This window comes from Mycobacterium europaeum (genome assembly GCF_034555895.2).
In the GTDB taxonomy this organism is placed as follows: domain Bacteria; phylum Actinomycetota; class Actinomycetes; order Mycobacteriales; family Mycobacteriaceae; genus Mycobacterium; species Mycobacterium europaeum.
This window is the reverse complement of the sequence record NZ_CP157315.1, coordinates 4,117,094-4,142,953: the sequence shown is the minus strand read 5'-3', so window position 1 is coordinate 4,142,953 and position 25,860 is coordinate 4,117,094. Positions and strand designations below refer to the sequence as shown.

The 25,860-nt window shown below is 72.4% G+C and carries 23 protein-coding genes and 1 pseudogene; 12 read left to right on the top strand and 12 right to left on the bottom strand.

The window, feature by feature from the left end; all coding sequences use genetic code 11:
• The first annotated feature begins 13 nt into the window (after positions 1 to 13).
• Together U8D42_RS19130 and U8D42_RS19125 are read left to right on the top strand one after the other, a co-directional pair.
• Entirely contained in the window at positions 14 to 370 is a 357-nt protein-coding gene (locus U8D42_RS19130; protein WP_322858597.1) for an STAS domain-containing protein, read from the top strand.
• Positions 367 to 4,221: a SpoIIE family protein phosphatase gene (locus tag U8D42_RS19125; protein WP_322858598.1), complete on the top strand. Its 3,855-nt coding sequence runs from the start codon at positions 367 to 369 to the stop codon at positions 4,219 to 4,221. The genes U8D42_RS19130 and U8D42_RS19125 overlap by 4 nt, the downstream gene beginning before the upstream one ends.
• Here the strand turns inward: U8D42_RS19125 and U8D42_RS19120 are convergent.
• Positions 4,218 to 4,493 (bottom strand): hypothetical protein, encoded by a 276-nt coding sequence (locus U8D42_RS19120; protein WP_090421510.1) that lies wholly within the window; start codon positions 4,491 to 4,493, stop codon positions 4,218 to 4,220. The two genes, U8D42_RS19125 and U8D42_RS19120, sit on opposite strands and share 4 nt — an antisense overlap.
• Positions 4,494 to 4,556: 63 nt before the next feature.
• Here U8D42_RS19120 and U8D42_RS19115 point away from each other — a divergent pair.
• Positions 4,557 to 4,634, top strand: a pseudogene (locus U8D42_RS19115) (hypothetical protein); the annotation flags it as partial.
• Here U8D42_RS19115 and U8D42_RS19110 read toward each other — a convergent pair.
• The 5 genes from U8D42_RS19110 to U8D42_RS19090 form a co-directional block, all read right to left on the bottom strand.
• Positions 4,600 to 9,015, bottom strand: a complete 4,416-nt coding sequence (locus U8D42_RS19110) for a cation-translocating P-type ATPase (RefSeq protein ID WP_322858599.1) — start codon at positions 9,013 to 9,015, stop codon at positions 4,600 to 4,602. The pseudogene U8D42_RS19115 and the gene U8D42_RS19110 sit on opposite strands and share 35 nt — an antisense overlap.
• 50 nt (positions 9,016 to 9,065) lie before the next feature.
• Positions 9,066 to 9,509 carry a hypothetical protein gene (locus U8D42_RS19105; RefSeq protein ID WP_085240757.1) on the bottom strand — a complete coding sequence of 148 codons (444 nt, stop codon included), beginning with the start codon at positions 9,507 to 9,509 and terminating at the stop codon, positions 9,066 to 9,068.
• 166 nt (positions 9,510 to 9,675) lie between these two features.
• Positions 9,676 to 10,482: an exodeoxyribonuclease III gene (locus U8D42_RS19100; protein WP_322858823.1), complete on the bottom strand. Its 807-nt coding sequence runs from the start codon at positions 10,480 to 10,482 to the stop codon at positions 9,676 to 9,678.
• A gap of 110 nt (positions 10,483 to 10,592) precedes the next feature.
• The gene (locus tag U8D42_RS19095) at positions 10,593 to 11,369 is read right to left on the bottom strand and encodes a GNAT family N-acetyltransferase, cg3035/Rv0428c family (RefSeq protein ID WP_322858600.1); all 777 of its coding nucleotides are present in this window, start codon (positions 11,367 to 11,369) and stop codon (positions 10,593 to 10,595) included.
• Positions 11,369 to 11,962, bottom strand: a complete 594-nt coding sequence (locus tag U8D42_RS19090; protein ID WP_085240759.1) for a peptide deformylase — start codon at positions 11,960 to 11,962, stop codon at positions 11,369 to 11,371. Before U8D42_RS19090 ends, U8D42_RS19095 begins: the two co-directional genes overlap by 1 nt.
• 202 nt (positions 11,963 to 12,164) lie before the next feature.
• Between U8D42_RS19090 and U8D42_RS19085 the strand changes: the two genes are divergently transcribed.
• From U8D42_RS19085 to U8D42_RS19055, 7 genes are read left to right on the top strand one after another with little or no spacing between them, the layout of a single operon-like run.
• A complete protein-coding gene (locus U8D42_RS19085; RefSeq protein ID WP_007167558.1) occupies positions 12,165 to 12,473 on the top strand; it encodes a DUF3263 domain-containing protein in 309 nt (102 codons plus the stop codon).
• A gap of 18 nt (positions 12,474 to 12,491) precedes the next feature.
• On the top strand, positions 12,492 to 12,968 hold the full coding sequence (locus tag U8D42_RS19080) for a LytR C-terminal domain-containing protein (RefSeq protein WP_322858601.1): 477 nt from the start codon (positions 12,492 to 12,494) through the stop codon (positions 12,966 to 12,968).
• Between the two features lie 24 nt (positions 12,969 to 12,992).
• Positions 12,993 to 13,712 (top strand): superoxide dismutase[Cu-Zn], encoded by a 720-nt coding sequence (sodC, locus tag U8D42_RS19075; RefSeq protein WP_085240761.1) that lies wholly within the window; start codon positions 12,993 to 12,995, stop codon positions 13,710 to 13,712.
• Positions 13,702 to 14,832, top strand: a complete 1,131-nt coding sequence (locus U8D42_RS19070; RefSeq protein WP_085240762.1) for a glutamate--cysteine ligase — start codon at positions 13,702 to 13,704, stop codon at positions 14,830 to 14,832. The genes sodC and U8D42_RS19070 overlap by 11 nt, the downstream gene beginning before the upstream one ends.
• On the top strand, positions 14,832 to 15,470 hold the full coding sequence (locus tag U8D42_RS19065) for an LON peptidase substrate-binding domain-containing protein (RefSeq protein ID WP_322858602.1): 639 nt from the start codon (positions 14,832 to 14,834) through the stop codon (positions 15,468 to 15,470). Before U8D42_RS19070 ends, U8D42_RS19065 begins: the two co-directional genes overlap by 1 nt.
• A 21-nt stretch (positions 15,471 to 15,491) precedes the next feature.
• Positions 15,492 to 16,514 (top strand): TIGR03617 family F420-dependent LLM class oxidoreductase, encoded by a 1,023-nt coding sequence (locus U8D42_RS19060; RefSeq protein WP_322858603.1) that lies wholly within the window; start codon positions 15,492 to 15,494, stop codon positions 16,512 to 16,514.
• Positions 16,511 to 17,323, top strand: coding sequence for an enoyl-CoA hydratase/isomerase family protein (locus tag U8D42_RS19055; protein WP_322858604.1), 813 nt, complete (start codon positions 16,511 to 16,513; stop codon positions 17,321 to 17,323). The genes U8D42_RS19060 and U8D42_RS19055 overlap by 4 nt, the downstream gene beginning before the upstream one ends.
• On the opposite strand, the gene U8D42_RS19050 is transcribed toward U8D42_RS19055, so the two are convergent.
• Together U8D42_RS19050 and U8D42_RS19045 are read right to left on the bottom strand one after the other, a co-directional pair.
• Positions 17,277 to 18,206 carry an SDR family NAD(P)-dependent oxidoreductase gene (locus tag U8D42_RS19050; RefSeq protein WP_322858605.1) on the bottom strand — a complete coding sequence of 310 codons (930 nt, stop codon included), beginning with the start codon at positions 18,204 to 18,206 and terminating at the stop codon, positions 17,277 to 17,279. The two genes, U8D42_RS19055 and U8D42_RS19050, sit on opposite strands and share 47 nt — an antisense overlap.
• Positions 18,203 to 18,988 carry a DUF2867 domain-containing protein gene (locus U8D42_RS19045; RefSeq protein WP_322858606.1) on the bottom strand — a complete coding sequence of 262 codons (786 nt, stop codon included), beginning with the start codon at positions 18,986 to 18,988 and terminating at the stop codon, positions 18,203 to 18,205. Before U8D42_RS19045 ends, U8D42_RS19050 begins: the two co-directional genes overlap by 4 nt.
• 21 nt (positions 18,989 to 19,009) lie before the next feature.
• Here U8D42_RS19045 and U8D42_RS19040 point away from each other — a divergent pair, with 21 nt between their 5' ends.
• Positions 19,010 to 19,618, top strand: a complete 609-nt coding sequence (locus tag U8D42_RS19040; protein ID WP_322858607.1) for a TetR/AcrR family transcriptional regulator — start codon at positions 19,010 to 19,012, stop codon at positions 19,616 to 19,618.
• On the opposite strand, the gene U8D42_RS19035 is transcribed toward U8D42_RS19040, so the two are convergent.
• The 3 genes from U8D42_RS19035 to U8D42_RS19025 are packed head-to-tail and all read right to left on the bottom strand — an operon-like array spanning position 19,592 to position 23,348.
• Positions 19,592 to 21,769 (bottom strand): AAA family ATPase, encoded by a 2,178-nt coding sequence (locus U8D42_RS19035; RefSeq protein ID WP_322858608.1) that lies wholly within the window; start codon positions 21,767 to 21,769, stop codon positions 19,592 to 19,594. The genes U8D42_RS19040 and U8D42_RS19035 overlap by 27 nt on opposite strands.
• A complete protein-coding gene (pssA, locus tag U8D42_RS19030) occupies positions 21,766 to 22,629 on the bottom strand; it encodes a CDP-diacylglycerol--serine O-phosphatidyltransferase (protein WP_322858609.1) in 864 nt (287 codons plus the stop codon). The genes U8D42_RS19035 and pssA overlap by 4 nt, the downstream gene beginning before the upstream one ends.
• On the bottom strand, positions 22,626 to 23,348 hold the full coding sequence (locus U8D42_RS19025) for a phosphatidylserine decarboxylase (protein WP_085240771.1): 723 nt from the start codon (positions 23,346 to 23,348) through the stop codon (positions 22,626 to 22,628). Before U8D42_RS19025 ends, pssA begins: the two co-directional genes overlap by 4 nt.
• A gap of 66 nt (positions 23,349 to 23,414) precedes the next feature.
• Here U8D42_RS19025 and U8D42_RS19020 point away from each other — a divergent pair, with 66 nt between their 5' ends.
• Complete coding sequence (locus U8D42_RS19020; protein ID WP_322858824.1) at positions 23,415 to 24,620, top strand: MFS transporter; 1,206 nt, start codon at positions 23,415 to 23,417, stop codon at positions 24,618 to 24,620.
• Here U8D42_RS19020 and moeA read toward each other — a convergent pair.
• Positions 24,617 to 25,822 carry a molybdopterin molybdotransferase MoeA gene (gene moeA / locus U8D42_RS19015; RefSeq protein WP_322858610.1) on the bottom strand — a complete coding sequence of 402 codons (1,206 nt, stop codon included), beginning with the start codon at positions 25,820 to 25,822 and terminating at the stop codon, positions 24,617 to 24,619. The genes U8D42_RS19020 and moeA overlap by 4 nt on opposite strands.
• Between the last annotated feature and the right edge of the window lie 38 nt (positions 25,823 to 25,860).

Genomic DNA, 25,860 nt, shown 5'->3' with positions numbered 1-25,860 from the left:
AAAGGCATCGAAGGTGTTGGCGGTCGAACACGAGGCACTCGAGGACGCTGTGGTCGTACGCGTTAAGGGCGGCGTCGACTCCAGTACCGTCGATGAGGTAACCGCCCACCTGACCGCCGCGCTCAAGCTGGCCGAGACCCACCCGTCCCGGCTGGTCCTGGTCGACCTGCAAGCGGTCGACTTCTTCGGCAGCGCGGCGCTGAACGCCGTGCTCGACTGTCACGACGCGGGCAAGGAAGCCGGGACGGCGGTCCGGCTGATCGCGGACCACGACCAAGTGCTCCGCCCGATCGAGGTGACCGAACTCGATCGCATCCTCGACATCTACCCCACGCTGGCCGAGGCGTTGCAACACAAGCGACGGCAATGAACCCGGCGCTGCCGGCCGATCTTGCGGCTGCGGTCGGGTTGGGCGGCGAGATGGGGCGCCGGTTCGCCGAATTCGACTGGGACGCCCACCCATTGGGCGCGCCGCGGGACTGGCCGGCCGAGGTGCGGGTGGCCGTGGCCGTCGCCTTGACCTCGCGGTTCCCCATCGTGCTCTGGTTGCGGCCGGGGGATCTGTTCTTGATGTACAACGACGCCTACGCCCAGATCCTGGCGGACAAACATCCGGCCGCCCTGGGCCGCCCGGCGCAGCAGGTCTGGTGGGAGATCTGGCCGCAGATCTCGCCGATGCTGACCAGCGTGATCGACACCGGCGTCGCGACCTGGTCCGACGACCTGATGTTGCCGCTGATGACCGGCGGCCAGTCTCAGGAGCGGTACTTCACGTTCACCTACAGCCCCATCATCGGCGGCGAGGGCGCCGTCACCGCCGTCTTCTGCGCGGTGATCGAAACGACCGACCGGGTGCTGAGTCAGCGGCGCCTCCACCTGCTCAACGCGGTGGCGACCGCGGTGATGGACGCGCACACCATCGACGACGCGGTGGACAGTGCCGTCGCCGTCTGCGGCGCGCAGCCGCTGGACCTGCCCTTCGTCGCCGTGTACGTGGGCGACGCCGGGGAGCGGGCGCGCGGCAGCACGCTGCGCGGCGCCACGCTGCGCGGCGCCACACCCGCGATTCGCCCGCTGCTGCCCGGTTCGCTGGCCGGCCTCACGGGTGGCGACGAGACGCCACGCGACCGGGCCGTGCGCGTCATCGACCGGCTCGAGGACGTAATCCCGGGCGTCACCGCACTTTTCGGCGAGGCCGGTCCCCGCCAGGCGCTGGTATTGCCGCTCGGGGAAACCGCGGGCGGCGGGGCGTTGGTGATCGGTGTCAATCCGCGGCGGCCCCTCGATTCGATGTACCGCGGGTTCTGCCAGCTGCTCGCCGATCAGCTGTCCGCGGCGTTCGCCTCCGCCGTCTCCTACGACCAGCAACGGCAGCGGGCCGACGCGCTGGCCGAGTTGGACCGGGCGAAGACGGCGTTTCTGACCAACGTCAGCCACGAATTCCGCACCCCGCTCACGCTGTTGCTCGGGCCGCTCGACGATGCGCTGTCCGAGGCGGCGCCGGCGAGCGTGCTGGCGGATCGGCTGGGCACGGCCGTCCGCAACGCCCGGCGGCTGCAGCGCCTGGTCGACTCGTTGCTCGACTTCTCCCGGATCGAGGCCGGCCGCGCCAACGCGAAACTGGCGTGCACCGACGTCGGCGCGCTGACCGCCCACATCGCGTCGTCCTTCACCGAGCTGTGCCATCGGGCCGGGCTCGACCTCGTGGTGGACTGCGCGCCGGTGCTGGCCGATGTCGACCCGGGCATGTGGGAGACGATCATCCTCAACCTCCTGTCGAACGCGGTCAAATACACGCTGCGCGGCTCGATCTCGGTCGAGGTGCGCGCCGAGCCGGGCCACTGCGTCGTCACCATGCGCGACACCGGGGTGGGGATCGCCGCCGAGGACCTGGACCGCCTGTTCGACCGCTTCTACCGGGCCGACAACTTCCGCGGCCGCAGCGTCGAGGGCACCGGGATCGGCCTCTCGCTGGTGCGCGGGCTCGTCGAGCTGCACGACGGGACCGTCGGCATCTCCAGCGAACTGGACCGCGGCACGACGGTGACCATCCGGCTGCCGCAATCGATCGGCACGCCGGCCGGCCAGTCACCCGCCGGCCTGCTGGACGAGACCAACCCCTACGTGGCGGAGGCCCGGCAGTGGCTGACGCCGGTCGACCAACCCGACGGGGCGACGGCGGTTCCCGAGAGGTCGCGCCAGCTGGTGTTGATCGCCGACGACAACGCCGACATGCGGGACCATCTCGACCGGGTGCTGTCGGCCCAATGGGAGACCGTCCTGGCCGCGGACGGGGAGTCGGCGCTCGCGGCGGCCAGGACCTTGCGCCCCGACGCGATCGTCACCGACGTCATGATGCCGGGTATCGACGGCTTCGGACTGGTGGCGGCCATCCGCGCCGACCCGGAACTGGCGGCCACACCGGTCCTGATGCTGTCCGCGCGGGCCGGGGTGGAGGCCGTCGACGAGGGCTACGCCGCCGGGGCCGACGACTACCTGCCCAAGCCGTTCCGGTCCCAGGAGCTCGTCGACCGGGTGAAGTCGCGGCTGTCCGCGGTGGCCCGCGAGCGCGATCGCCAGCGCCGCGCGGCGGCCTCGGACCTGGTGCAGCTCGACTCCGCGCTGCAGGCCTCCGACTCGGTCGCCGGGATCCTGGACGCGTTGCTGGAATCCTCGTTCGGCTCGGCCGATGCCGCCACCGTCACCATCGGCGTCCTCGACGGCGAACGCCACATCCGGTTCGAGTACGCCGGCCACCTGCCCGGGGAACTGCGCGACCGCTACCACGTGACCGGGCTGGACTCCCCGGTGGTGGGCGCCGACGTCGTGCGCACCGGCGAGTCGATGGTCATCACCGACACCTTCGACCTGCCCCCGCGCTACGAGCACGCGGTGCACGACACCGCCGCCAGCGTCCGCGCGTGCGTCGCCCACCCGTTGCGGGACCCCTCGGGCCGCGTCGTCGGAATGCTGGGCCTGCTGTGGTCCACGCCGCGCCAGTTCGACGCCGCCGAACTCGACGTGTTCGGTCGCATGGCGGAGCTGACGTCCTCGGCCCTGGACCGGGTCCGCGTGATGGAGCGCGAGCACCGCATCGCCATCGACTTCCAGGAGCACCTGCTGGATTTGGACCGGGGATCGACGGCCGCGGTGGTGGCCGCCGTGTACGAGCCCGCCGGTGAGGCGATGCGGGTCGGCGGCGACTGGTATTCGGTCACGCCGCTGGACCGCGGCGGCCGGGTCGCGATCTCGGTCGGCGACGTCGTCGGCCACGGGTTGCCCGCGGCGATCGTGATGAGCCGGCTGCGCGCCGCGGTGGCGGCCTCCGCCCTCACCGCGGGCGAACCGGGTGCGGTCCTGGGCGCGCTGGACCGGTACGGGGCCAGCGTCGCCGGGGCGCGCTGCGCGACGGTGGCCTACGCCCTGATCGAGGCCGAGCCGGACACCGGCTGCGCCACCGTCAACTACAGCTGCGCCGGACACCCCTATCCCTTGCTGGTCTTGCCCGATCGTCGCGCGATCTTCCTGACGGCCGGCCGGCGTCTCCCGGTCGCCATCAAGGAACACGATGCGCAAAGCTATCCGGCCGACGCCACCGCGACGGCGAACATGCCGCCGGGCAGCCTGATCCTGCTCTACACCGATGGACTGGTCGAGCGCGCCGGCGAGACGCTCGACCGGGGGCTGGCCCGGCTCAGGGCCGCGGCCGCCGAATGCGCCGACCTGCCGGTCGAGACCATCTGCAAAGAGCTGCTGTCCCGGCTGGCGCCGCCCACCGGCTACCGCGACGACGTCGTCGTGCTGGCGCTGCGCACGAGTCACGAGGCCCCGGGCAGCTTCGCCACCGTGGTGACGGCCGGTGCGGGTCAGATTCCCGTCGTGCGCGAGCGGCTACGCGCATGGCTGTCCCGAATCGGCGTCGCCCCGAAACGCGAGCTGGACATCCTGCTGGCGACCGGCGAAGCCGTGACCAACGCGATCGAGCACGGCAGTGACGGCGAGCCCCGCCGGACCGTCTCCGTCGAGGCCTTTGCGCACCAGCGGACGGTCGCGGTCACGGTCAGCGACACCGGGCGGTGGGTGGGCGATTCCTCGGCCAGCCTGCGCAGCCGGCGCCGCGGCCGCGGTCTTTCCCTGATCGGCGGGCTGGCCGACCACGTCGACACCCTCCGCACGCTCGCCGGCACCCGGGTCACGCTGCGCTTCGACCAGGTTCGCTAGGCCTCCTCCATGGCCTCGCCGAGCTCCTCCAAGACCTTGTTGTGGTGGTTGCTGGCCAGCAGGTGTCCGGCGGCGATGACGACGGCCACCGGCCAGTCGATGAGTTCCAGCGCCGCCAGGGCGGCCAGGCCCCCGAAATAGGCCAGCTGTTCGGGCCGGGGAATCTCCATTTGCCCGAGCACCGGCAGGTTCACGTGAAAGGTTTCGCCCTCGCGGATCTTCTGCACCGCCTCGCGCTGCGTCGTCCCTCTGCGCGACTTCTTTTCCGCCATCATTTGCCTTTCAGTAACGGAGGGTTTGCCGACCCGCCGGGTACTCCGGCCACCGTCGGACCTATGTCGACGATGACAGACACCGGGGGCGATCCGCTGGTTTCATCTATTGCTGTGGTGCTGAAGGTGCCGTTACTGGAACTCTATGCGCTGCTGTGGCGGGTCGGGGTCGTCGAGGTTCGCCCACCGGAGCGGGTGCATCGGCAGGTCTGTCCGGACCCGTCAGCGCACGATTCAGCACACCGATCGCCACGGTCGCCGCGGCAGCGGATCCCAGCCCCTGCGCCCAGCCGACCGGACCCAGCGGTGTGCATCCCAGCAGTTGGCTGACCACCGGGATACTGATCAGCGTCCCCATCGCCGCCAGCGAGCCCGCCGCGGTGAACACCACCAACGGGGCGTGTGAGTCCAGCAGCGTCTGACCCAGCTCGGCGCCCACCAGGGCGACCAGCGCGACGGTGGACGCCCGTTGCGGGCGGCCGGTGACGCTGCCCATCGCCCATGCCGCCGTGGTCGCGGCGGCCGTCGTGACGCCGCGGATGGCGACGGCACGCCACAGCGCGGGCTGGTCGGGGCCCCGGATGCCGGGGTCGACCGGGCCGCTGGGCTTGCTCACCGCCAGCGCCGCCGCCGGCAGCGCGTCGGTCATCATGTTCACCAACAGCAGCTGCCGCGTGTTCAGCGGCGAGGTCCCGGTGATCGCGCTGCCGACGATGGCGAACAACACCTCGCCGGCATTGCCGCCCAGCAGCACCGACACGGCCGCCTGCACCCGCTGCCAGAGCTGGCGGCCCTCCTCGATGGCGTTGCGCAGGCCCTCGATGCGGGCGTCGACCAGCACCACGTCGGCCGCCATGTGCGCCGGGTCGCTGCCGCCGGCGACGACGCCGATGCCGACCGTGGCGGCCCGGATGGCCGCCGCATCGTTCGCCCCGTCGCCGACCATCGCGGTGCGCACGCCCGCGCTCTCCAGCGTCTGAACGACCTGGACCTTGTTCTCCGGCGTCATCCGGGCGAAGATCACCCGCTCGGTCACGACGCGCTCCTGATCCTTGCGCGACAACGCGTCCCATTCGGCGCCGCTGATCACCTGTCCGGCCGTCACGCTCATCCCGAGTTCCTCGGCGATGGCCTTCGCGGTGATCGGATGGTCGCCGGTGATCAGCTTGACGCCCACCGAAAGCCGGCGCAGATCCGCCAGCAGCCCGGCCGCCTCGGCGCGCGGGGTGTCGGACAAGCCCAGGAACCCGGTGAGGGTCAGCCCGTCGCCGGCGAAGTCGGCGATGTCGTCGGGCTCGTGCCGGATGGCCCGCGCCTGGGCGGGGCTCAGCTGCCGCCGCGCCACCGCGATCACCCGCAGGCCGCTGCTTGCCATGTGAGCGACGGTCTCCTCCATGGCGGGGCTCACGTCCCCGCAGGCGGCCAACACCACTTCGGGGGCACCCTTGACGGCCAGCTCGGTGTCCGTCACGGAGGCGGAGAAGGATCGGCCGGAGCGGAAGGGCAGGTGCGCGACGGGTGCGGTCGCGTTGTGGCCATTCACGGCCGAGGCGGCCCCCAATGCGGCCGAGGCGGCCTCCACGATGGCGACGTCGGTGGCGTGCACATGCGGCTCGCCGTTGGACGGCGGCGCGGCGTGCGCGGCGCAGCGCAACACCTCGTCGCGCGAACTTCCTTGCACCGCAACCACTTCGACCACCCGCAGCCGGTTCTGGCTGAGCGTGCCGGTCTTGTCGAAGCAGACCACGTCGATGCGGCCGAGCGCCTCCACCGAACGCGGGACGCGGACCAGCGCGCCGAACCGGGTCAGCCGCCGCGCCGACGCGGCCTGCGCCAGGGTCGCCACCAGCGGCATCCCCTCGGGAACCGCCGCGACGGCGATGGCGATCCCGCTGGCGACCGCCTGACGCAGGACCGACCCTCGCAACAGCCCCAGTGCGCCGACCAGCGTGCCGCCGGTCATGCTGACCGGGAAGGCCCGGTTGGTGAGCTGGCTGAGCTGGTGCTGCAGACCGACGTCGGAGGACAGGTCGCCCGACACCAGTTCGGCGGCGCGGCGTTCCTGCGTGTCGGCCCCGACCGCGGTCACCACCGCCACCGCGGTGCCCGCCACCATGGTCGTCCCGGCGTACAGCATGCAGCGGCGTTCGGCGAGGGTGGCGCCGGGCGTCGGCTCGACCTGCTTCTCCACCGACAGCGACTCACCGGTCAGCGTCGACTCGTCGACCTCGACGTCGACTTCCTCGATGATCCGGGCGTCGGCGGGCACCACCTCGTGGGTGCGCACCTCGATGACGTCACCGGGCTGCAGCTGCGCCGCGATGACGTCGGTGTACACCCGCTCCCCGTCCACGTCGGACACCACCTTGCGTGCGGGTGGGATCTGTTGTGCCAGAAGATGATTGAGCCGGTTCTCGGCGCGCAGCCGCTGGCTCGCGGCGAGCATGGAGTTGCCGGTCAGCACCGAGAACACCAGGACGGCGTCGACCGGCGAGCCGAGCACCGCGCTGGCCGCCGAGCCGAGCGCCAGCACCGGGGTCAGCGGGTCGGTCAACTCGGCGCGCACGGCGCCCAGGAACTGCAGCACGGCGTGCGCGCGGGTTTGGGGCTGCGCCGCCCCCAGGGTGGCCAGCGCGAGCGCCCTGGGATCGCCGGCGGGCTCCGAGTCGGGCGGCGGCAACGCCCTGCGGACATGCTCGGCCGCCATCGCGTGCCATTCCTGAACGGGAGCCGGGCGCGGCGCGTCCGCCCGGATGATGCCGCGCGCCAGCAGATATCCCGACAACAGGCCGGCCGCCGCCCCGCTGGTCACCGGTCCGCGCCCGATGCCGCGGACGCCGGGGATCATCAGCAGCGAACCCATCGCCGTTGCGCCGGCGGAGATCCCGACGCCGCGTTGGGCGGCGGCCCGCGCCGCCGGCAGCGCGTGCAGCACCCGCCAGGCCGCCGCGAGGTCGGGCAGCAGCAGGTCGGCGTACCACGGCGGCGGGCCGTCCCCCGGCTCGGGCATCATGCCCAGCGCCACGTCGGCCGACCAAACCGCTTGCGCGCCGGCCGAAGACAGCACCGCGACCGTGCGGCCCGCCTCCTGCAGAGCCGTGACGGTACCGGACAGCGCGTCGTCGATGGAGCCCCGCTCCAGCGGCCTGATGTCGTCGAACGCCGGCCGCAATTCGCCCAGCGAGTCGTCCTCGACGGAGACCAGTTCGGCCTTCGTCCGGTGCGCCTCGGCGACGACGGCCGACGCCAACGGGTCGTGCGTGAAGCAGAACAGCGCCTCCACTTCGCCATTCGGCTTACTGGCCGAGATCCCGGGCACCGGGTGCCAGCCGGGCCGTAGGCGCTGGTTTTCCAGCATCAGCTGGGCGCGCGACCACGCCGCGGGCAGCTCGGCCTCCTTCGCGCCGCGGATGATCGACACCCGCAGGCTGCGGGTGCACAACACCCGGGGGTCGACGACGATCGCGTCCACCCGGTCCAGGCGGCGCAGCGCCTCCGGGCGCAACGACAGCACCGCGTGCCGCTCGGCCAGCCCCTGGCCGAGCGCGGCGGCGAAGGCCTCCGGGGTGGTGCGGTTGGCCGCCGGGGTGGTCACCAGGACGGCCAGGGCCGCCTGGTGCAGGTTGCGGGTGGTGGCGCCGACGATCCCGGCGCTGACGGCCTGAACCAGTGCGAATCGATGTCCGTAGTGGTCGGCGGGCCGGCCGCGCGGCGGCTTCGACGCCGCGGACGGGTCGGTGTGCGGGTGATCGGCGTGGCCGGCGAGCTGCGGCTCGTGGCGGACCCACGCGCGCGCCTGCGCGCGGCATTCGGCGGCTTTCAGCGACTGCATCAGCAGGCCGACCGACAACGACGCGGGGGACAGGGTGACGGTTTCCGCGGCCGTCACCGCCAGCGCCAGCACGGTGTCGGTGGCGGGCCGGCCGATGCGGTCCTCCAGCAGGCGGCGCAGCCACGGCTGGTAGTCGAGGGCCACCACGCCCGCCAGGACGCCGATGGGCATGCGCGGCCAGCGCAGCGCCCGGCCGGTGAGGGCGACGCCCAGCCCGGCCGCGCTGGCGGCCGCGGTGGCGGCGCGGGTGGCCAGCACCACGCCGTCGCCCGGCAGGCTCGTCGGGGGCGCCGACGGCTTCGCGGGGGCCCTTGCCGCGCAACGCTTCTCGGCGGCATCGACGACGCGGCACAGGTCGCGCAGCGACGTCTCCGCGTCGCCGATGGTGATCACCACCCGCGATAGCGGGTAGTTCAGGGCGGCCGACGCCACCCCGGGCTGGGCCAGCACCGCGTGCAGGACCGTGCGCCCCAGGTCGTCGCCGCCAGCGCCGTCCAGCCCGCGCACCTCGATCCAGGCGCGGTCCCGGCCGCGCCAGCACCGTCGGGTCAGTGTCGCCGGCGTGCCCCCGGGCAGCTCGCCCGAGATCGCCCGCGCGCCCTCGCGCAGCGGAATCGCGGCGATGGTGATGCCGGACTCGACCAGCGAGGTGGTCGCCTGGATGCCGGTCGCGACGGCGCGCAACGGCAAGGATTGCCGTATTGCGGTCGCAATGGCCAAAGCGTTGTCGAGGGGTCGCGTCAGTTGGTGCTACGCAACTCGGCGCTGCCGGCCCGTCTCCCCGCTGCCTTCTTGGCGGTCGACTTGGCGGCCGCCTTTTGCGGCGCCGCCTTCTGTGGCGCCGGTTCCACCGGCACCGCCTTGAGGCTGGCCTTGGTGGACTTGGCGGGTTCGTGCTTGCGGCTCAGCCGCTGCAACAACAGGGCGCTGCCGCCGACCGCGAGCACCACCGGCCACTCGACCAACCCCGCGACGCCCAGCGCGCCGAAGGCCACCGCGGCCGCGGGCGCCGAATGGCTGCCGCTGCTCATGCCCTTCTTGATGCCCTCGGCGGCGCCGGTGACGCCTCCGATGACCCCGTTGACCGCCGCGCCACCCACTGCGCCGGCGGCCGCGGTCGTCGTGGTCGCCACGCGACTCACCGCCTGACCCACGCCCCGGACCGCTCCGCCGATGACACTCATGCTGACTCCCTGACTTCCTGTCCATGCCGCGAATTCCGCGTCGCGCGCGAGGTGTACCCGCCTGAACGCATCGTTAACAGCAAAAAAACATTGTATCTGCTTCTAACAAAAGAAAGCCTGCCATCTTGCAAACGCGCAGACAACGCACCACCGGATGCAATTTGAATTAGGCAGGCCTTATGTCGATCAGCACAGGTGCGTGATCGCTGGCGGCCTTGCCCTTGCGCTCGTCGCGGACGATCTGGGCGTCCGTGACGCGGTGGGCCAATTCCGGGGAGGCGAGGATGAAGTCGATGCGCATGCCCTGCCGTTTCGGGAAGCGCAGCTGGGTGTAGTCCCAGTAGGTGTAGACGCCGGGCCCGGGCGCGAAAGGCCTTACCACGTCCGAGAATTGGGCTTCGACGATGGCGTCGAACGCGCGGCGCTCCGGCTCGGAGACATGCGTGGCGCCGGCATAGAATTCGGTGCTCCACACGTCATCGTCGGTCGGGGCGATGTTCCAGTCGCCGGCCAGCGCGATCTGGGCGGTGGGATCGTCGCGCAGCCACCCGGCCGCCGTATCACGCAGCGCGGCAAGCCACTCCAGCTTGTAGAAGTAATGCGGATCGCCCACCGCGCGGCCGTTGGGCACGTAAAGGCTCCAGACCCGGACCCCGTCGCAGGTGGCGCCGAGCGCGCGGGCCTCGGCCGTCGCGGCCACCTCCGGCTTGCTGCTCCAGCTGGGCTGGCCGGCGAAGCCGACCTGCACGTCGTCGAGGCCCACCCGGGAGGCGATCGCCACGCCGTTCCATTGGTTGAAGCCGACGTGCGCCACCTCGTAGCCGAGTTCGAAGAACGGCAGCGCGGGAAATTGGCTGTCGGAGCATTTGGTCTCCTGCATGGCCAGCACGTCGACGTCGGCGCGGGCCAGCCAGTCGACGACGCGGGGCAGGCGGCTGCGAATCGAATTCACGTTCCAGGTGGCCAGCCGCAGCGGCGATCGCAAGCGCGGCGAAGCCGGGCGCTGCGGGTCGCCGCCATCAAGCAGCGGCGATCGCAAGCGCGGCGAAGCCGGGCGCTGCGGGTCGCCGCCATCAGTCATCGCTAGACGGTATCCCAGGCCGGCGAGCGCGCCGGGAAATAGCGGCGGCGATGATGCGCGCGGAAGCCGAGCGCCTCGGCCAGCGCCATCGACCCGGTGCCGGGCGCGACCAGATATCCGCGGGTCGCGCCGCGCGCCGCGGCCCACGCCAACAGCGCTTCGCACGCGGCCGTGGTGGCGTGGTCGTCGGCGGGGCCCGTCGCCGTCAGGCCCACCCAGCGCGTGCCGTCGGGCGCGTCGGTCACGGCCGCGCGCGCGAGCGCCGTGTCCTCGGGGTCGGCTTCGGGCGGGGCCGCAGCGGACAGGTCGCGCACCCAGACGCGCTCGGTGTGTTCGGCGTTCAGCCCCGCCGGCGTCGGCAACAGGCGATCCGGAATCATCAGCCGCGCGGTCAACCCGCGCGCCTCATACCAGGCCGCGATGGCCGCGACGGTTCCGGCGTGCGCCGAAACATCAAGCGGCACGGCGTAATCGACGCCGGCACCGGCGCGCAGCAGCCAGCCCTCGAGCCAGGCCCGTTCCGCGCCGGGCGCGGCCGCGGCGGCCGCGTGCTCGAGTGCCCGGATTTCGGACGTGCGGACCGGCGCGTCGGTCAGCACCCGCAGTGCGACCACGTCGCCGGCCGCCACCTCGACGACCGCGCCCGCCTTGGTCCGCACCCGCACCGACGGCTCGACCGCCAGCAGGTGTCCCACCGCGTCGGTCAGCGGGGGCACCGAACCGGCGGGGCGCCGGTAGCGAAGCGTCACCCGCGTGCCCGGGTCCGGCCACGAGATCATCAGTGACCGAAGGGGTCCGGTCCTTCGCCGGGCATCCACGACAGGCCGGGAACGCCCCACCCGTGCGCCTTGACGGCGCGCTTGGCGCTGCGCGCGTGACGGCCGACGAGGCGGTCCAGGTACAGGAAGCCATCCAGGTGGCCGGTCTCGTGTTGCAGCATGCGCGCGAACAGGCCGGTGCCCTCGAGTTCGACCGGTCGGCCGTCGGCGTCCAGACCCCTGACCCGCGCCCAGGTGGCGCGGCCGGTGGGAAAGGACTCGCCCGGGACCGACAGGCAACCCTCGTCGTCGGTGTCGGGATCGGGCATCGTCTCGGGCACTTCGGAGGTTTCCAGCACCGGGTTGACGACCACGCCGCGGCGACGGTCGGTCCTGCCGCGGTCGTCGGCGCAGTCGTAGACGAAGACCCGCAGCCCGACCCCGATCTGGTTGGCGGCCAGGCCCACTCCGTGCGCGGCGTCCATGGTGTCGTACATGTCGGCGATCAGCTCACGCAGGTCCGCCGGCAGCGAACCGTCGGCGCCCACGGGCACCGGCTGGGTCGGGGTGTGCAGGACCGGATCGCCGACGATCCGGATCGGTACGACTGCCATGGTCGGCTAAGCTACCGCACGCGCGTGCGCGCCCGGGCCGGCGATCGCGGTGCGGGCAATCTGAGCCAATCGGCCGACTCGCGGGTCTGGATGACGGCTTGAGGGTTTGGGCCGTGGTTCAATATTCGCCGAAACACGCCCTTAGGTAAGTCAAGTCATTAGAGCAGCCGAGAATTCGCCGGAAGGGTCCAGGGGAAGCTATATGGACAGCGCCATGGCGCGGGCAAATCGATCGGGGGACGATGCCGAGATCGCAGATGGGCTCACCCGCCGCGAACACGACATCCTCGCCTTTGAACGTCAGTGGTGGAAATTTGCGGGCGTAAAAGAAGAAGCGATCAAAGAGTTGTTCTCGATGTCGGCGACGCGCTACTACCAGGTGCTCAACGCGCTGGTCGACCGCCCCGAGGCGCTGGCCGCCGACCCGATGCTGGTGAAGCGGTTGCGGCGGCTGCGCGCCAGCCGCCAGAAGGCGCGGGCGGCGCGGCGCCTGGGCTTCGAGGTGACCTGACTCGCTACAGTGGGCTCGATGAAAGAGCGAGTCCCCGACTCCACCGGGCTTCCCCTGCGGGCGATGGTGATGGTGCTGTTGTTCCTGGGGGTCATTTTCCTGTTGCTCGGCTGGCAGGCGCTGGGCTCGTCCGGCAGCTCCGACGACGACTCGGCGTCGGCGGCCTCCACGTCCTCGGCCACCAGCTCGTCGCCCACGTCGACGAGCGCTAAGCCCGCGGCGAACCGCGCCGAAGTGCAGGTCTACAACATCTCCTCGAAAGAGGGCGTGGCCGCCAAGACCAAGGACCAGCTCACCGCCGCCGGTTTCAACGTCACCAGGGTCGACAACATGACCGTGCCGGACGTCACGGCGACGACGGTGTACTACACCGACGCCGACGACGAGCACGCGACCGCCGACGCGGTTGGCAAGAGCCTGGGGGCGCCGGTCGAACCGCGCATCCCCGCGCTGAGCGGCGAACCGCCCGGGGTCATCGTCCTCGTTACGGGGTGAGCCGTCAGCGGCTAGGCTTCCGCTATGCCTCCGCTCGCTGGTCACCGCACAGTCGCCGTCACCGTTTCCGCGCTCTCCGCAGCCACGTGCGCCGTACTGCTGGGCGCGTGCTCGTCGCCTCAGCACGCATCGACCTCACCGGGCACCACGCCGGCCGTGTGGACCGGATCGCCGGCACCGACCGGCACCCCGATACCCGAGGGCGGGCCCGTCGCCGCGCCGTCGGGCAAGAACATCACCACCCACCTGAAGGCGCCCGACGGCACCGAGGTCGCGACCGCGACGTTCCAGTTCAACAACGGCTACGCCACCGTCACCATCGAGACGACCGCCAACGGGGTGCTGACGCCCGGCTTCCACGGGGTGCACATCCACAAAACCGGCAAGTGTGAGCCCAACTCCGTCGCCCCGACCGGTGGCGCGCCGGGCGATTTCCTGTCCGCCGGCGGGCACTTCCAAACGCCCGGTCACACCGCCGAACCCGCCAGCGGTGACCTGACGTCGCTGCAGGTGCGCAAGGACGGGTCCGGGATGATGATGACCACCACCGACGCGTTCGGCATGGACGACCTGCTGACCGGTGAGAAGACCGCGATCATCATCCACGCCGGCGCCGACAACTTCGCCAACATCCCGCCGGAGCGCTACAACCAGAGCAACGGAACCCCGGGCCCCGACCAGACGACGATGAGCACCGGTGACGCCGGCAAGCGGGTCGCGTGCGGTGTGATCGGTGCCGGCTAACCGGGATAACGCGCGCATCGACTTCGCCCGTTCTCCGCGGCCGACCCTGGGCGTGGAGTGGGAGTTCGCGCTCGTCGACGCGCAGACCCGCGACCTGAGCAACGAGGCCACGGCGGTGATCGCCGAGATCGGCGAAAACCCGCGCGTGCACAAGGAGTTGCTGCGCAACACGGTCGAGGTGGTCAGCGGGGTGTGCGCTTCCACCGGGGAGGCGATGGACGATCTGCGGCAGACGCTGGGGCCCGCGCACCGGATCGTCCGGGACCGGGGCATGGAGCTGTTCAGTGCCGGCGCCCACCCGTTCGCGCAGTGGTCGACCCAGAAGCTCACCGACGCGCCCCGCTACGCCGAACTGATCAAGCGCACCCAGTGGTGGGGCCGGCAGATGTTGATCTGGGGCGTGCACGTGCACGTCGGAATCTCCTCGGCGCACAAGGTGATGCCGATCATGACGTCGCTGCTGAAGTACTACCCGCACCTGCTGGCGCTGTCGGCATCCTCGCCGTGGTGGACCGGTGTGGACACCGGCTACGCCAGCAACCGCGCGATGATGTTCCAGCAGTTGCCCACCGCCGGCCTGCCGTTCCAGTTCCAGACCTGGGCGGAGTTCGAAGGGTTCGTCTACGACCAGAAGAAGACCGGCATCATCGATCACGTCGACGAAGTCCGTTGGGACATCAGGCCTTCGCCGCACCTGGGCACCCTCGAGGTGCGGGTCTGCGACGGCGTGTCCAACCTGCGCGAGCTGGGCGCGCTGGTCGCGTTGACGCATTGCCTGGTGGTGGACCTGGACCGCAGGCTGGAGGCCGGCGAGACGTTGCCGACCATGCCGCCGTGGCACAACCAGGAGAACAAGTGGCGCGCCGCCCGCTACGGGCTGGACGCGATCATCATCCAGGACGCCGACAGCAACGAGCGGCTGGTCACCGAGGATCTCGACGACGTGCTGAACCGGCTGGAGCCCGTCGCCAAGTCGCTCGGTTGCGTCGACGAGCTGGCCGCGGTGGCCGAGATCCCCAGGCTCGGCGCGTCCTATCAGCGGCAGCGCCGGGTCGCCGAGGAACACGACGGCGACCTGGGGGCCGTCGTCGACGCGCTGGTGGCCGAGTTGGAAATCTGATGTTCGAACCCCTCGAGTTGGCGATGTTTCCGCTGGAGTCGGCGCTGCTGCCCGACCAGGAGCTGCCGTTGCGCATCTTCGAGCCGCGCTACGGCGCGCTGGTGCGGCACTGCCTGGACACCGGGGACCCGTTCGGCGTGGTGCTGATCGCCCGGGGCCGCGAGGTCGGCGGCGGCGAATCCCGTTGTGATGTCGGGGTGTTGTCCCGGATCACCGAATGCGTCGAGCACGGCGCGGGCCGGTACTCGATGCGCTGCCGGACCGGGGAGCGGATCAAGGTCTCCGAATGGCTGCCCGACGATCCCTACCCGCGGGCCACCGTGACGCTGTGGCCCGACGAGCCGGGCGATCCGGTCACCCCCGCCCAGCTGCTCGAGGTCGAGGACCGGGTGATGGCCCTGTTCGAGCGGATCGCCGACGCGCGCGGGGTGAGCCTGCCCGACCGCGCGGCGCTGCTGGGCGAGCACGCCGGCGGTGATCCCGGGCAACGTTTGTGGGACTTGGCTTCTCGCATCCCCATCGGCACGGCGGACCGGTACTCGGTGCTGGCGGCGCCGTCGGCCGCCGCGCGCCTGGCCGCGGTCCGCGATGCCGTGGCCGCGGTCGCCGAGGTGGTTGAGTTCCAGCTCTCCGAATAGGACTGTGCGACAGGGGTTCAGATGAAGGTACAGCTGCAGGTCAATGGTTCACCGGTGGATGCCGCGGCCAGCGCCGCCGACGTCGCCGCGACGGGCGCCGACGGCCTGTTCACCTTCGAGGGCCAGCACGACGTCTTCTTCCCCCTGCTCATCGCCGCCGGCGCGACCGACCTCGGGCTGATGACCAACGTGGCGATCGCCCCGCCGCGCAGCCCGCTGCACCTGGCCCACGCCGCCTACGACCTGCAACTGTACAGCGGTGGCCGGTTCCGGCTGGGGCTCGGCTCGCAGGTGCAGGCCCACATCGAAAAGCGTTACGGCAGTAGGTGGGCGAAGCCGGCCAAGCTGATGGCCGAAACCGTGCGCGCGATCAAGGCCATCTTCGCCGCCTGGGAAGGGCAGGACCGCCTGGACTTTCGCGGCGAGTTCTTCACCCACACCATCATGGCGCCGAACTTCAACCCCGGGCCCAACCCGTTCGGGCCGCCGCCGGTGCTGCTGGGCGCACTGGGCCCGGTGATGACGCGCACCGCCGCGGAGGTGGCCGACGGGCTGCTGGTGATGCCGTTCAACAGCGGCCGCCACTTCGCCGAACGCACCGTCCCGGCGGTCGCCGAGGGGCTGCGCCGCGCGGGCCGGACCCCCGACGGATTCCAGATCATCGCCCAGGCGATGGTCGCCGTCGGCCGCGACGAGGCCGACCTGGCGGCCGCGATCGACGGTGTGGCGGCGCTGATTTCGTTCTACGGCTCCACCCCGGCCTACCTGCCCGTGCTGGAGGCCGAGGGGTGGGCCGACATCCAGCCCGAGCTCAACGCGCTGTCCAAGCAGGGCCGGTTCGCCGAGATGCGGCGGCTGGTCGGGGACGAGGTGGTGGCGCGGATCGGGATCGTCGGCACCCCCGAGGAGTGCGCGCGGCAGATCGCCGAACGGTTCGGGGAGCACGCGGCGGAGGTGTGCTGCTACTTCCCGGGCTACACGCCGCGCCCGGCGGACGTCGCCGACCTGATCGGCGCCCTGCACCGGGCACCCGTCCTGCGATGAGCCCCGATGTGACGGTCGACGTCGACGCCGGCGTGGCGGTGCTCACGCTCAATCGGCCCGAGCGGCTCAACGCCTACACCGCCGACATGGGCGCGTTGCTGAGCCGGGCGTACTCCGACTGCGATGGCGACGACGAGGTCCGGGCCATCGTGGTGACCGGGGCGGGCGACGCCTTCTGCGCCGGGGCGGACTTCTCCGGCGATGCCGGCCCGTTCGACACTCCGGCCGACGGGTTCTCGGCGTCACCGATCACCCCGGCGGCGTTCGAGTTGCGCAAGCCGGTGATCGCGGCCGTCAACGGGCACGCGATCGGCATCGGGCTGACCATCGCGTTGCAGGCCGACCTGCGCATCGTCGCCGAGGACGCGAAATACGGTGTGGTGCAGGTGCGCCGGGGCGTGCTGCCCGATTGCATGTCGCACTGGACGTTGGCGCAGCTGACCACGCTGGGGGTGGCCGCGGACATCCTGCTGACCGGGCGGACCTTCGGCGGGGCCGAGGCGGTGGCGCTCGGCATCGCCAACCGGGCGCTGCCCGCCGGGCAGGTGCTCGACCACGCGGTCGGGGTGGCCCGCGACATCGCGGTCAACGTCGCGCCGATGTCGGCGGCGCTGAGCAAGCGGCTGCTGTGGGACACCGCGATCAACAACTACGGCCCGCGGCAGGTCGCCGCGCTGGAAACGCGGCTGCACCACCGCGTGATGGGCGGCGCCGACGCGCGCGAGGGGGTGGCCGCGTTCCTCGAGCGCCGGCCCCCGTCGTTCACGTCGCGGCTGTCCCGCGAGTGGACCCCGCTGCCCGAGCCGTGAACTCCGCGGAGAGCTCCCACCACCGGGCCGCCCGCTGCTCGTCGCGGGCGTAGGGCGCCGCCCTGTCGCTGACCCCGCAGTCTTCGAGATACAGCCCGCCGCGGCCGGCGAGCTCCGGGCTCACTGCGGCCCACACCTGGGTCGCCGCACCGCGGTCGGGCGTGGTGACGTCGAGCCGCTCGCCGGTCGGTGTGCGCAGCCGCGAGAAGTCCGCACGCGACATGTGCCGCGCCAGCGACGTCGCCACCGTGCCGGGATGGACGGCATACGCGCGAATTCCCTTGTCGCGCAGGCGGCGGTCGGCCGCCACGGCGTGCAGGATGTTCGCCGTCTTCGAGGCGCCGTAGGCGGCGAACTTGTCGTATTCGCGGCGCTCCCAATGCGGATCGTCGAAGTCGACGTCGCCGAGCACGTGGCCCGCGGACGACAGGTTGACGATGCGGGCCCCGCCGGCGGCGGCGAGTTGCGGAACCAGCAGCCGGGTGAGCTCGAAGTGCCCGAAATGGTTGGTGCCGGTCTGCATCTCGAAGCCGTCGCGCGTCCTGCCGAACGGGGTGAACATCACCCCGGCGTTGTTCATCAGGACGTCGACGGCCGGGGCGATCTCGCGGATGGCGGCCGCCGCCGCCCGCACGGCCGCCAGCGAGGTCAGGTCGAGCCCGACGGTCGAGGTGTGTGCGCCCGGCACTTCCGCGGCGATCCACTGGGCCGCCTCGGCCAGCGCCGCCGGGTTGCGGGCGGCCAGGACGACGTGGGCGCCCGCGGCGGCCAGCGCCCGGGCCGATTCGCGCCCCAGCCCGCAGGACGCGCCGGTGATCACGCAGACCTTGCCGGACAGGTTGATTCCCTCGACGATGTCCAGCGCGGTCGGATGCTCGATCATGCCGGAATACGTTGCCACACCGCCGCCCGGGCCATCAGCCGCGGCGCCACCATCCTGTGCAGCGGGCCGACGACGGCCCAGACCGTGCGGGCGGTGAGCCGGTGGCGGTAGTGCACGCGAGTGGTGAGGCCGGCCCGCCGATCGTGCTCGCGCCGCAGCGTCAGCTCGCCGCGCATCAGCGGCCCCCGCGCGCTCAGCACGAGTTCGTCGTGATTCGAGCGCACGATCGTCCAGCCGATGAGGTGATCCGGCGACGAAGCCGGCCCGAGGTCGAACCTCAGCACGTGGCGGTGGATCCACCGGACCGCGCCCCCGCCCGGCGCGTCCCTGAGGGCGTCGCGGAAGGTCTCCTCGGCGGTGCGTGAGTCTCCTTGCGGGAGGGGGACTTCGAAGACGTCGGTGTAGTCGGCCCGCTGGGCGGCCCTCGCGATGCGGTTGAGCGTCCACCGCGTGACGACGCGGTGGACGCCCGTGCCGATGACCAGCGCCCGGTAGGCCTTGCCGTGCGCGCCCGGGAAGGCCGCCCAGGTGGCCGCGCGCACCCGGCTGCGGCCCGCGCCGGCTCCCTGTAGCTCGAACACCCACCGGTACACGGCGAAGAGGTGGCGGCCCCTCAGCGCGAACCGCTCCGGCGCGCGCGCCTCGTCCAGCACGAAGCCGGCCGGCACGGTCGACGGATCGCCCGGGTCCCGGCACAGCACCTGAAGCAGCGCCGACCACGTGTCGTCACGATTCGCGTCGACGGTTATGGCATGCTCATCGATATAGGGTAATCGTTCCATATAGAAGGAATGTACTAGATCATGGCACCTCCGCGGAAGCACGAAACCGATGTGATCCTCGACGCCGCCCGGGCGCTGGTGCTCGACGGCGGCCCGCGCGCGGCGAGCGTCGCGGCGATCGCCAAGGCCAGCGGCGCCCCCGCGGGCACGCTGTATCACCGGTTCGGCAACCGCGACGGCATCCTGACGGCGGCGTGGCTGCGGGCGCTGGAGCGGTTCCAGGCGCGGGCGCTGGCGGCCGGCGGCGAGACCTCGGCGGACGGCGCCACGGAAACGGCGATAGCGATGGCCGTGGCCGCCGTCAGCTTCGCGCGCGAGCTGCCCGACGACGCCCGGCTGTTGCTGACGATCCGGCCCGGTGACCTGCTCGACGAGGAACCCGACGCGGCGTTCCGCGAGACGCTGGCCGCGATGAACGCCCCGCTGACGGAGCGGATCGCGGTGTTGGCCCGCCGGCTGTACGGGAACAGCCGGCCCCGGTCCGTCGACGCCGTCGCGCGGGCGGTCGCGGACCTGCCGTATGCCGTGGTCCGGCGCCACGCCCACGACGACCCGATGCCCGGTTGGCTGGAACGCGACGTCGCGGCGTCGGCGCGGGCGGTGCTAGGGAGCTTCGGCGAAGGCGCGTAGCGCCTGAAGCTGGGCGGGATCCAGCGAGGGGCGCACGATTTGGCGCGCGGCCGCGATGTCGGCGGCCGTCACGTCGGTGGCGTCGATGGATCGCCGCATCGCGGTCAGCGCCGCCTCGCGCAGCAGCGCCACGCAGTCCGCGGCGCTGTAGCCGTCGAGCGCGGCGGCCACCTCGTCGAGATCGACGTCGTCGCTCAGCGGGACGGATTTGCCCGCGGTGCGCAGGATTTCGCGACGGGCGGCGGCGTCGGGCGGTTCGACGAACACGCGCCGCTCCAGCCGGCCCGGGCGCAGCAGCGCCGGGTCGATCAGGTCCGGGCGGTTGGTGGCGCCCAGCACGACGACGTCGCGCAGCGGATTGACGCCGTCGAGCTCGGTCAGCAGCGCCGCCACCACCCGGTCGGTCACGCCCGAGTCGAAGCTCTGCCCGCGCCGGGGCGCCAGCGCGTCGATCTCGTCCAGGAACACCAGCGACGGGGCCGAGTCGCGGGCGCGCCGAAACAGTTCCCGCACAGCCCTTTCCGAGCTGCCCACCCACTTGTCCATCAGCTCGGAACCCTTGACGGCGTGCACCGACAACTGCCCGGTGCTGGCCAGCGCGCGCACCACGAACGTCTTGCCGCAGCCCGGCGGCCCGTACAGCAGCACGCCGCGGGGCGGTTCGACGCCCAGCCGGGCGAAGGTGTCGGGATGCTGCAACGGCCACAGCACGGCCTCGGTGAGCGCCTGCCTGGCCTCGACCATGTCGCCGACGTCGTCGAGGGTGATGTTGCCGACGGCCACTTCCTCGCTGGCCGAACGGGACAGCGGCCGGATGACGGTCAGCGCCCCGAGCAGGTCCTCCTGGTTCAGCTCGGGTGGGCGCCCGTCGGTGCTGGCGCGCGACGCCGCCCGCAGCGCCGCTTCCCGCACCAGCGCGGCCAGGTCGGCGACCACGAAACCCGGAGTCCGGGAGGCGATTTCAACCAGATCCAGGTCCCCGGCGGGCACCGACTTCAGCAGCGACTCCAGCAGCGCCTTGCGGGTGCCGGCGTCGGGCAGGGGCAGGCTCAGCTCCCGGTCGCACAGGTCGGGCGCGCGCAGCCGGGCATCGAGCTGGTCGGGCCGGGCGGAGGTGGCGATCAGCGCGACGCCCTCGGTCGCCACCGCGGTGCGCAGCTCGCCCAGGATCAGCGCGGCCACCGGCTCGGGGTCGACCGGCAGCAGGGCGTCGACATCGGTGATCAGCAGCACGCCGCCGCCGTCGCGGACGGCGCGCACCGCCGCGCTCACGGTCTTGAGCCGGTCCTCGGCGGTCAGCGCGCCGACCTCCGGCCCGTCCAGCTTCACCACCCGGCGCCCGTCGCAGACCGCCCGCACCAGTGTCACCTTGCCGACGCCGGCCGGGCCCGACACCAGCACGCCGAGGTTGGCGCCGGCGCCCAGCGTCTTGAGCAGGTGTGGCTCGTCGAGCGCGAGCTTGAGCCATTCGGCGAGTTTGGCGGCCTGCGGCTGGGACCCCTTCAGCTCCTCGACGACGGTCTCCGGGCTGGCGACGTCGACGAACTCCTGCGACGGCCCGGCCCCCGACGGCACGCCGGCGCCCCAGGTGACCAGTGAGTTGGGCTGGACGCTGACCGGTCCCGCCGGGTCGACGCCGGTGACCGTCAGCAGCTCCGACGTCCAGCTGATGCCGACCGACGCGGCCAGCGCGCGGGCGGCGGCCGACGTCGAGAACGGCGGACCGAGGTCGCGCGGCAACAACGACACGGCGTCGCCGACGGTCAGCACCTTGCCGAGCAGGGCCTGCCGCAGGGTGACCGGTGAAATCGCCTGGCTGGCCAGCGACGAGCCGGACAGCGTGACCGACCGGGCGCCGTAGACGGTGACCGCGCCGACGATCACCGCGGTGCCCTCGCGGAGCCCCGCATTCGACAGGGTCACGTCGTCGAGCAGCACGGTGCCGACCGGGGTGTCCGGACCGGCGAGGCCCGCCACCGCGGCCGTGGTCCGCGAGCCCGTCAACGCCACCGCGTCCCACTCCCGAATGCCGAGCGCGGCGACCGCGCTCGGATGCAACCGGACTACGCCGCGGCGCGAATCGACGGCGGAGGTGTTCAACCGCGCGGTGAGCGTGAGCTGACGGGCCGCATCGTCGCCCGGCCGGCTCATCGCACGCGCCCACCCGGTTTGTGCAGCCCGAGCCGCGCCATCGACCGGCGGTTCGGTTGGGCCCGGCGGATCGCGCGGCGGGCGGCGCGGCGCTGCTTGGGCTCGTCCGACCACGCCTCGGGGTGGGCGGCCAGCCAGCGCTGGTTGCGGACCGCGAACGGCACGTGGCAGAGGTAGGCGACGATGATGACCCAGATCAGGACGTAGGGCGCCAGCACCGCCGCGGCCGCGCAGATCGCCAGCAGCGCCAGCAGCGGCGCGGCCCAGCTGGGGGGCACCGCCGCGGCGTGCATCTTGCGCATCGGGATCTTGCTGATCATCAGCATCGAGGTCCCGGTGATCCAGATGCACAGGAACGTCGTCGAGGTCCACCAGCCCTCACCGAACTGCAGCTTGAGCCCGATCAGCCCGATCATCGAGATCGCGCCCGCCGGCGCCGGCATCCCGACGAAGAACTCGTGCGTGTAGGCGGGCTGGCTGCCGTCGGCCTGCAGCGCGTTGTACCGCGCCAGCCGCAGCACCACGCACACGGCGTAGAGCAGGATCACCACCCAACCGGCCGGCGACGTCGTCAGCAGCGTCACGTAGAGCACGATCGCCGGTGTCACCCCGAAGTTGACCGCGTCGGCCAGCGAGTCGATCTCCTCGCCCATCCGCGACTGCGCGTCCAGGATGCGGGCCACCCGCCCGTCCAGCCCGTCCAGGATGGCGGCCGCGGCGATCAACGCCATCGCCGCCTTGGGCTGGTGCTCGAGGGCGAACCGGATGGCGGTCAGGCCCGCGCAGATGGACAGCACGGTCATCGCGCTGGGCAGGATCTGCAGGTTGACCGACGGCCTGCCGCGCGGCTTGCTGATCATGGCAGCTCGGCCAGCACGGTTTCGCCGGCGATCGCGCGCTGGCCCTCGTGAACCAGCGGCTGGGTACCCGCCGGCAGATAGGTGTCGAGCCGGGAGCCGAACCGGATCAGGCCGTAGGTGTCGCCGATGGTCAGCTTGTCCCCGACGCGCGCGTCGCAGATGATGCGCCGCGCCAGCAGGCCGGCGACCTGCACCGCCACCACCTCCGCGCCGCTGGGGGTGCGGATGCGCAGGCTGGTGCGCTCGTTCTCGGTGCTGGCCGCGGGCAGGTCGGCCGAGCCGAACCGGCCGGGCCGGTGCTGCACGGCGATCACCTCGCCGCTCACCGGCGCGCGCTGCACGTGGGCGTCGAGCAGGGAAAGGAAGATGCTGACGCGCGGCAGCGGTGCGTCGCCCATGCCCAGTTCGGCGGGCGGGGCGGCGGAGTCGATCACGCACACCACCCCGTCGGCGGGCGCGACGATCGCGCCCGGCCGGGCCGGCGGCACCCGCGGCGGGTGGCGGAAGAAGCCCGCGCAGGCGGCCGCCGCCAGCAGACCGGCCCGCCGCACCCATCGGTGCCTGCGGCCGGCCAGCGCCACCGCCAGCCCACCGGCGATGAACGGGCGGCCGGCCGGGTGAACCGGCGGAATGGTCGAGCGCACCAACTCCAACGCGTGCTGCGGGCTGAAGGTGGGATCCTCGGCCGTGGGGCCGATAGGGCGGGGGCGTCGTGCCACGCGGCCATCTTACGAAAGGCGGGGGCCGGTTGGTTGCCGCCCGCAGGGGGAACGCCCACCCTCGACATGCATCGCAACGACGAGACGGCGACGCCGCGGCTGCGCGGCGCCCAGATGGCCGTCACCGCCGTGTTCATCGCCCACGCCGTCGGGTTCTCCTCGTGGGCCGCCCACATTCCGTCCGTCAAGGCCGGGCTCGGCCTGTCCGACGCGGCGTTGGGCACGGCGCTGTTCGGGGCGCCGCTGGGCTCGGTGGTGGCCACGCTGGGCAGCCACTGGGCGCTGCCCCGCTGGGGAAGCCACCGGCTGATCCCGGTGACCGCCGCCGGCTACGCCCTTGCGGGGACGACCGTGGGCCTGGCCCGGTCCGGGGTGTCGCTGTTTGCGGCGCTGGCGCTGTGGGGGATGTTCCAGGGCGGCCTGGACGTCGCGATGAACACCCAGGCCGGCACCGTCGAGCGGCGGGCGCGGGCGCCGATCATGGCCCGCTTCCACGGCATGTGGAGCCTCGGCGCGCTGCTGGGCGCCCTGATCGGCGCCGCGTGCGTCAGCGCGGGCGTCGGGCTGACGCCGCAGCTGGCGACCGTCGGGCTGGTGGCCCTGATCGTCGTCGGGCCGCTGACCCGGCGGCTGATCCCGGACCGGGAGGCCGCGGTCGCGGCCGCGACGGACGGGGCCAGGGCGGCCTGGATGACGCCGACGGTGGCGATCCTTGCGGCGGTGGCCTTCGTGTCCTTCCTTTGCGAGGGCGCCGCCACCGACTGGTCGGCCAACTACCTGCGCAACGTCGTGGGCACCGGCCCCGGGATCGCCGCGCTGAGCTATGCGGCCTACACGTTGACGATGGTGATCACCCGCCTGGGCGCGATCCGGTTGCATTCCCGGCTTTCGGCCCGCCGCTTGCTGCCGGCCCTCGCGGTGTTCGCCGCGGCGGGCATGGGCGTCACGCTGGCCACCGCCAACGCCGCGGTCGGCGTGGCCGGTTTCGCGTGCCTGGGGGTCGGGGTGGCGCTGCTGGTGCCGACCGCGTTCAGCGCCGCCTACGGCGCGGGCGGTGCGGGCTCGGCGATCGCCATCGTCGCGGCGACGGGTTGGCTGGGCTACCTGCTGGGCCCGCCGCTGATCGGCCACCTGGCCGGCCGGCTCGGGCTGGCGGCGGCCCTGGTGACGATCCCGGTGCTGATGACGGTCGTGGCTGTCGCGATCCGCTGCGCCACCGCCTTCGACCGGGCCGACGACTTCCATCGGCAGGTGGCCAGCCCCGCCGGTTAGGCCAGGTCCCAGACCTGCAGCTCGGTCCCCTCGGACACCTCGACGACGTCCTCGGGGATGTCCAGCAGCGCGTTCGCCGACGCCAGCCACCGGAGGTGATGCGACGCCGGCGGCCCGTAACTGGTGACGGTGCCGGAGTCGCGGTCGAGCACCGCGCGGCGGAACTGCCGCTTGCCGCGCGGCGAGGTCAACGACTCGGTGAGCACGGCGGCCCGGTGTGGGCGGTCGGGGTCGGGCAGGCCCATGGCTTTGCGCAGCGCGGGCCGGATGAACACCTCGAAGGACACCAGGGCGCTGACCGGGTTGCCCGGCAGGGTGACGATGGTCGCGCCGGCCACCCGGCCGATGCCCTGCGGCATGCCCGGCTGCATCGCCACCTTGACGAACTCGACGCCCTGGTCGCCCGCGCGCCCGAACGCGTCCTTGACCACCTCGTAGGCGCCGGCGCTGACCCCGCCGCTGGTGATGATCAGGTCGGCGTCCGCGGCGTACCGGTCGAGCAGCGCGCTGAATTGCGCCACATCGTCTTCGGCGGTCACGACGGCGACCACGTCGGCGCCGGCGTCGCGGACCGCCCCGGCCAGCATGATCGAGTTGGACTCGTAGATCTGCCCCGGCCGCAGCGGGCCGCCCGGCGCCACCAGCTCCGAGCCGGTGGACATCACCAGCACCCGCTGGCGCGGCAGCACCGGCAGCTCGGCCATTCCCAGCGCGGCGGCCAGGCCCAGCACGGCCGGCGTCACCACCTGGCCCCGCCGCAGCACGGTGGTACCGGGGGCGACGTCCTCGCCCGCCCGGCGGATGTGCGCGCCGGCCGAACGCGGCGCGCGGATCGACACCACCTCCACACCGCCGTCGGTGTCTTCGACCGGCACGACGGCCGTCGCACCGGCGGGCAGCGGCGCACCCGTCATGATGCGGTGCGCGGTGTTCGGTCGCAGCGTCAACTCGTCGGTGCGCCCGGCGGGAATGTCCTCGGCGACTTCGAGCACCACCGGCGTCTCGGCAGTGGCGCCGGACGTCTCCTCGGCCCGCACCGCGTACCCGTCCATCGCGGAGTTGTCGAAGACCGGCAACGCCAGCCGCGCGACCACATCCTCGGCCAGCACCAGCCCTTGCGCCTCGGCCAGCGCGGCGGTGGCCGCCGGCCGGGCCCGGATGAGTTCGGCTACGACACGTTGATGCTCAGTTACCGACCGCACCCGGCCATTATCGGCCGGTCGGATTTCCCGGGCCGACC

Coding starts and splice junctions, on each gene's coding strand:
- U8D42_RS19125 (WP_322858598.1), top strand. CDS start 367: ATGAACCCGGCGCTGCCGGCCGATCTTGCGGCTGCGGTCGGGTTGGGC.
- U8D42_RS19120 (WP_090421510.1), bottom strand. CDS start 4,493: ATGGCGGAAAAGAAGTCGCGCAGAGGGACGACGCAGCGCGAGGCGGTG.
- U8D42_RS19105 (WP_085240757.1), bottom strand. CDS start 9,509: ATGAGTGTCATCGGCGGAGCGGTCCGGGGCGTGGGTCAGGCGGTGAGT.
- U8D42_RS19095 (WP_322858600.1), bottom strand. CDS start 11,369: ATGATCTCGTGGCCGGACCCGGGCACGCGGGTGACGCTTCGCTACCGG.
- U8D42_RS19090 (WP_085240759.1), bottom strand. CDS start 11,962: ATGGCAGTCGTACCGATCCGGATCGTCGGCGATCCGGTCCTGCACACC.
- U8D42_RS19085 (WP_007167558.1), top strand. CDS start 12,165: ATGGACAGCGCCATGGCGCGGGCAAATCGATCGGGGGACGATGCCGAG.
- U8D42_RS19080 (WP_322858601.1), top strand. CDS start 12,492: ATGAAAGAGCGAGTCCCCGACTCCACCGGGCTTCCCCTGCGGGCGATG.
- sodC (WP_085240761.1), top strand. CDS start 12,993: ATGCCTCCGCTCGCTGGTCACCGCACAGTCGCCGTCACCGTTTCCGCG.
- U8D42_RS19065 (WP_322858602.1), top strand. CDS start 14,832: ATGTTCGAACCCCTCGAGTTGGCGATGTTTCCGCTGGAGTCGGCGCTG.
- U8D42_RS19060 (WP_322858603.1), top strand. CDS start 15,492: ATGAAGGTACAGCTGCAGGTCAATGGTTCACCGGTGGATGCCGCGGCC.
- U8D42_RS19055 (WP_322858604.1), top strand. CDS start 16,511: ATGAGCCCCGATGTGACGGTCGACGTCGACGCCGGCGTGGCGGTGCTC.
- U8D42_RS19050 (WP_322858605.1), bottom strand. CDS start 18,206: ATGATCGAGCATCCGACCGCGCTGGACATCGTCGAGGGAATCAACCTG.
- U8D42_RS19045 (WP_322858606.1), bottom strand. CDS start 18,988: ATGGAACGATTACCCTATATCGATGAGCATGCCATAACCGTCGACGCG.
- U8D42_RS19040 (WP_322858607.1), top strand. CDS start 19,010: ATGGCACCTCCGCGGAAGCACGAAACCGATGTGATCCTCGACGCCGCC.
- U8D42_RS19035 (WP_322858608.1), bottom strand. CDS start 21,769: ATGAGCCGGCCGGGCGACGATGCGGCCCGTCAGCTCACGCTCACCGCG.
- pssA (WP_322858609.1), bottom strand. CDS start 22,629: ATGATCAGCAAGCCGCGCGGCAGGCCGTCGGTCAACCTGCAGATCCTG.
- U8D42_RS19020 (WP_322858824.1), top strand. CDS start 23,415: ATGCATCGCAACGACGAGACGGCGACGCCGCGGCTGCGCGGCGCCCAG.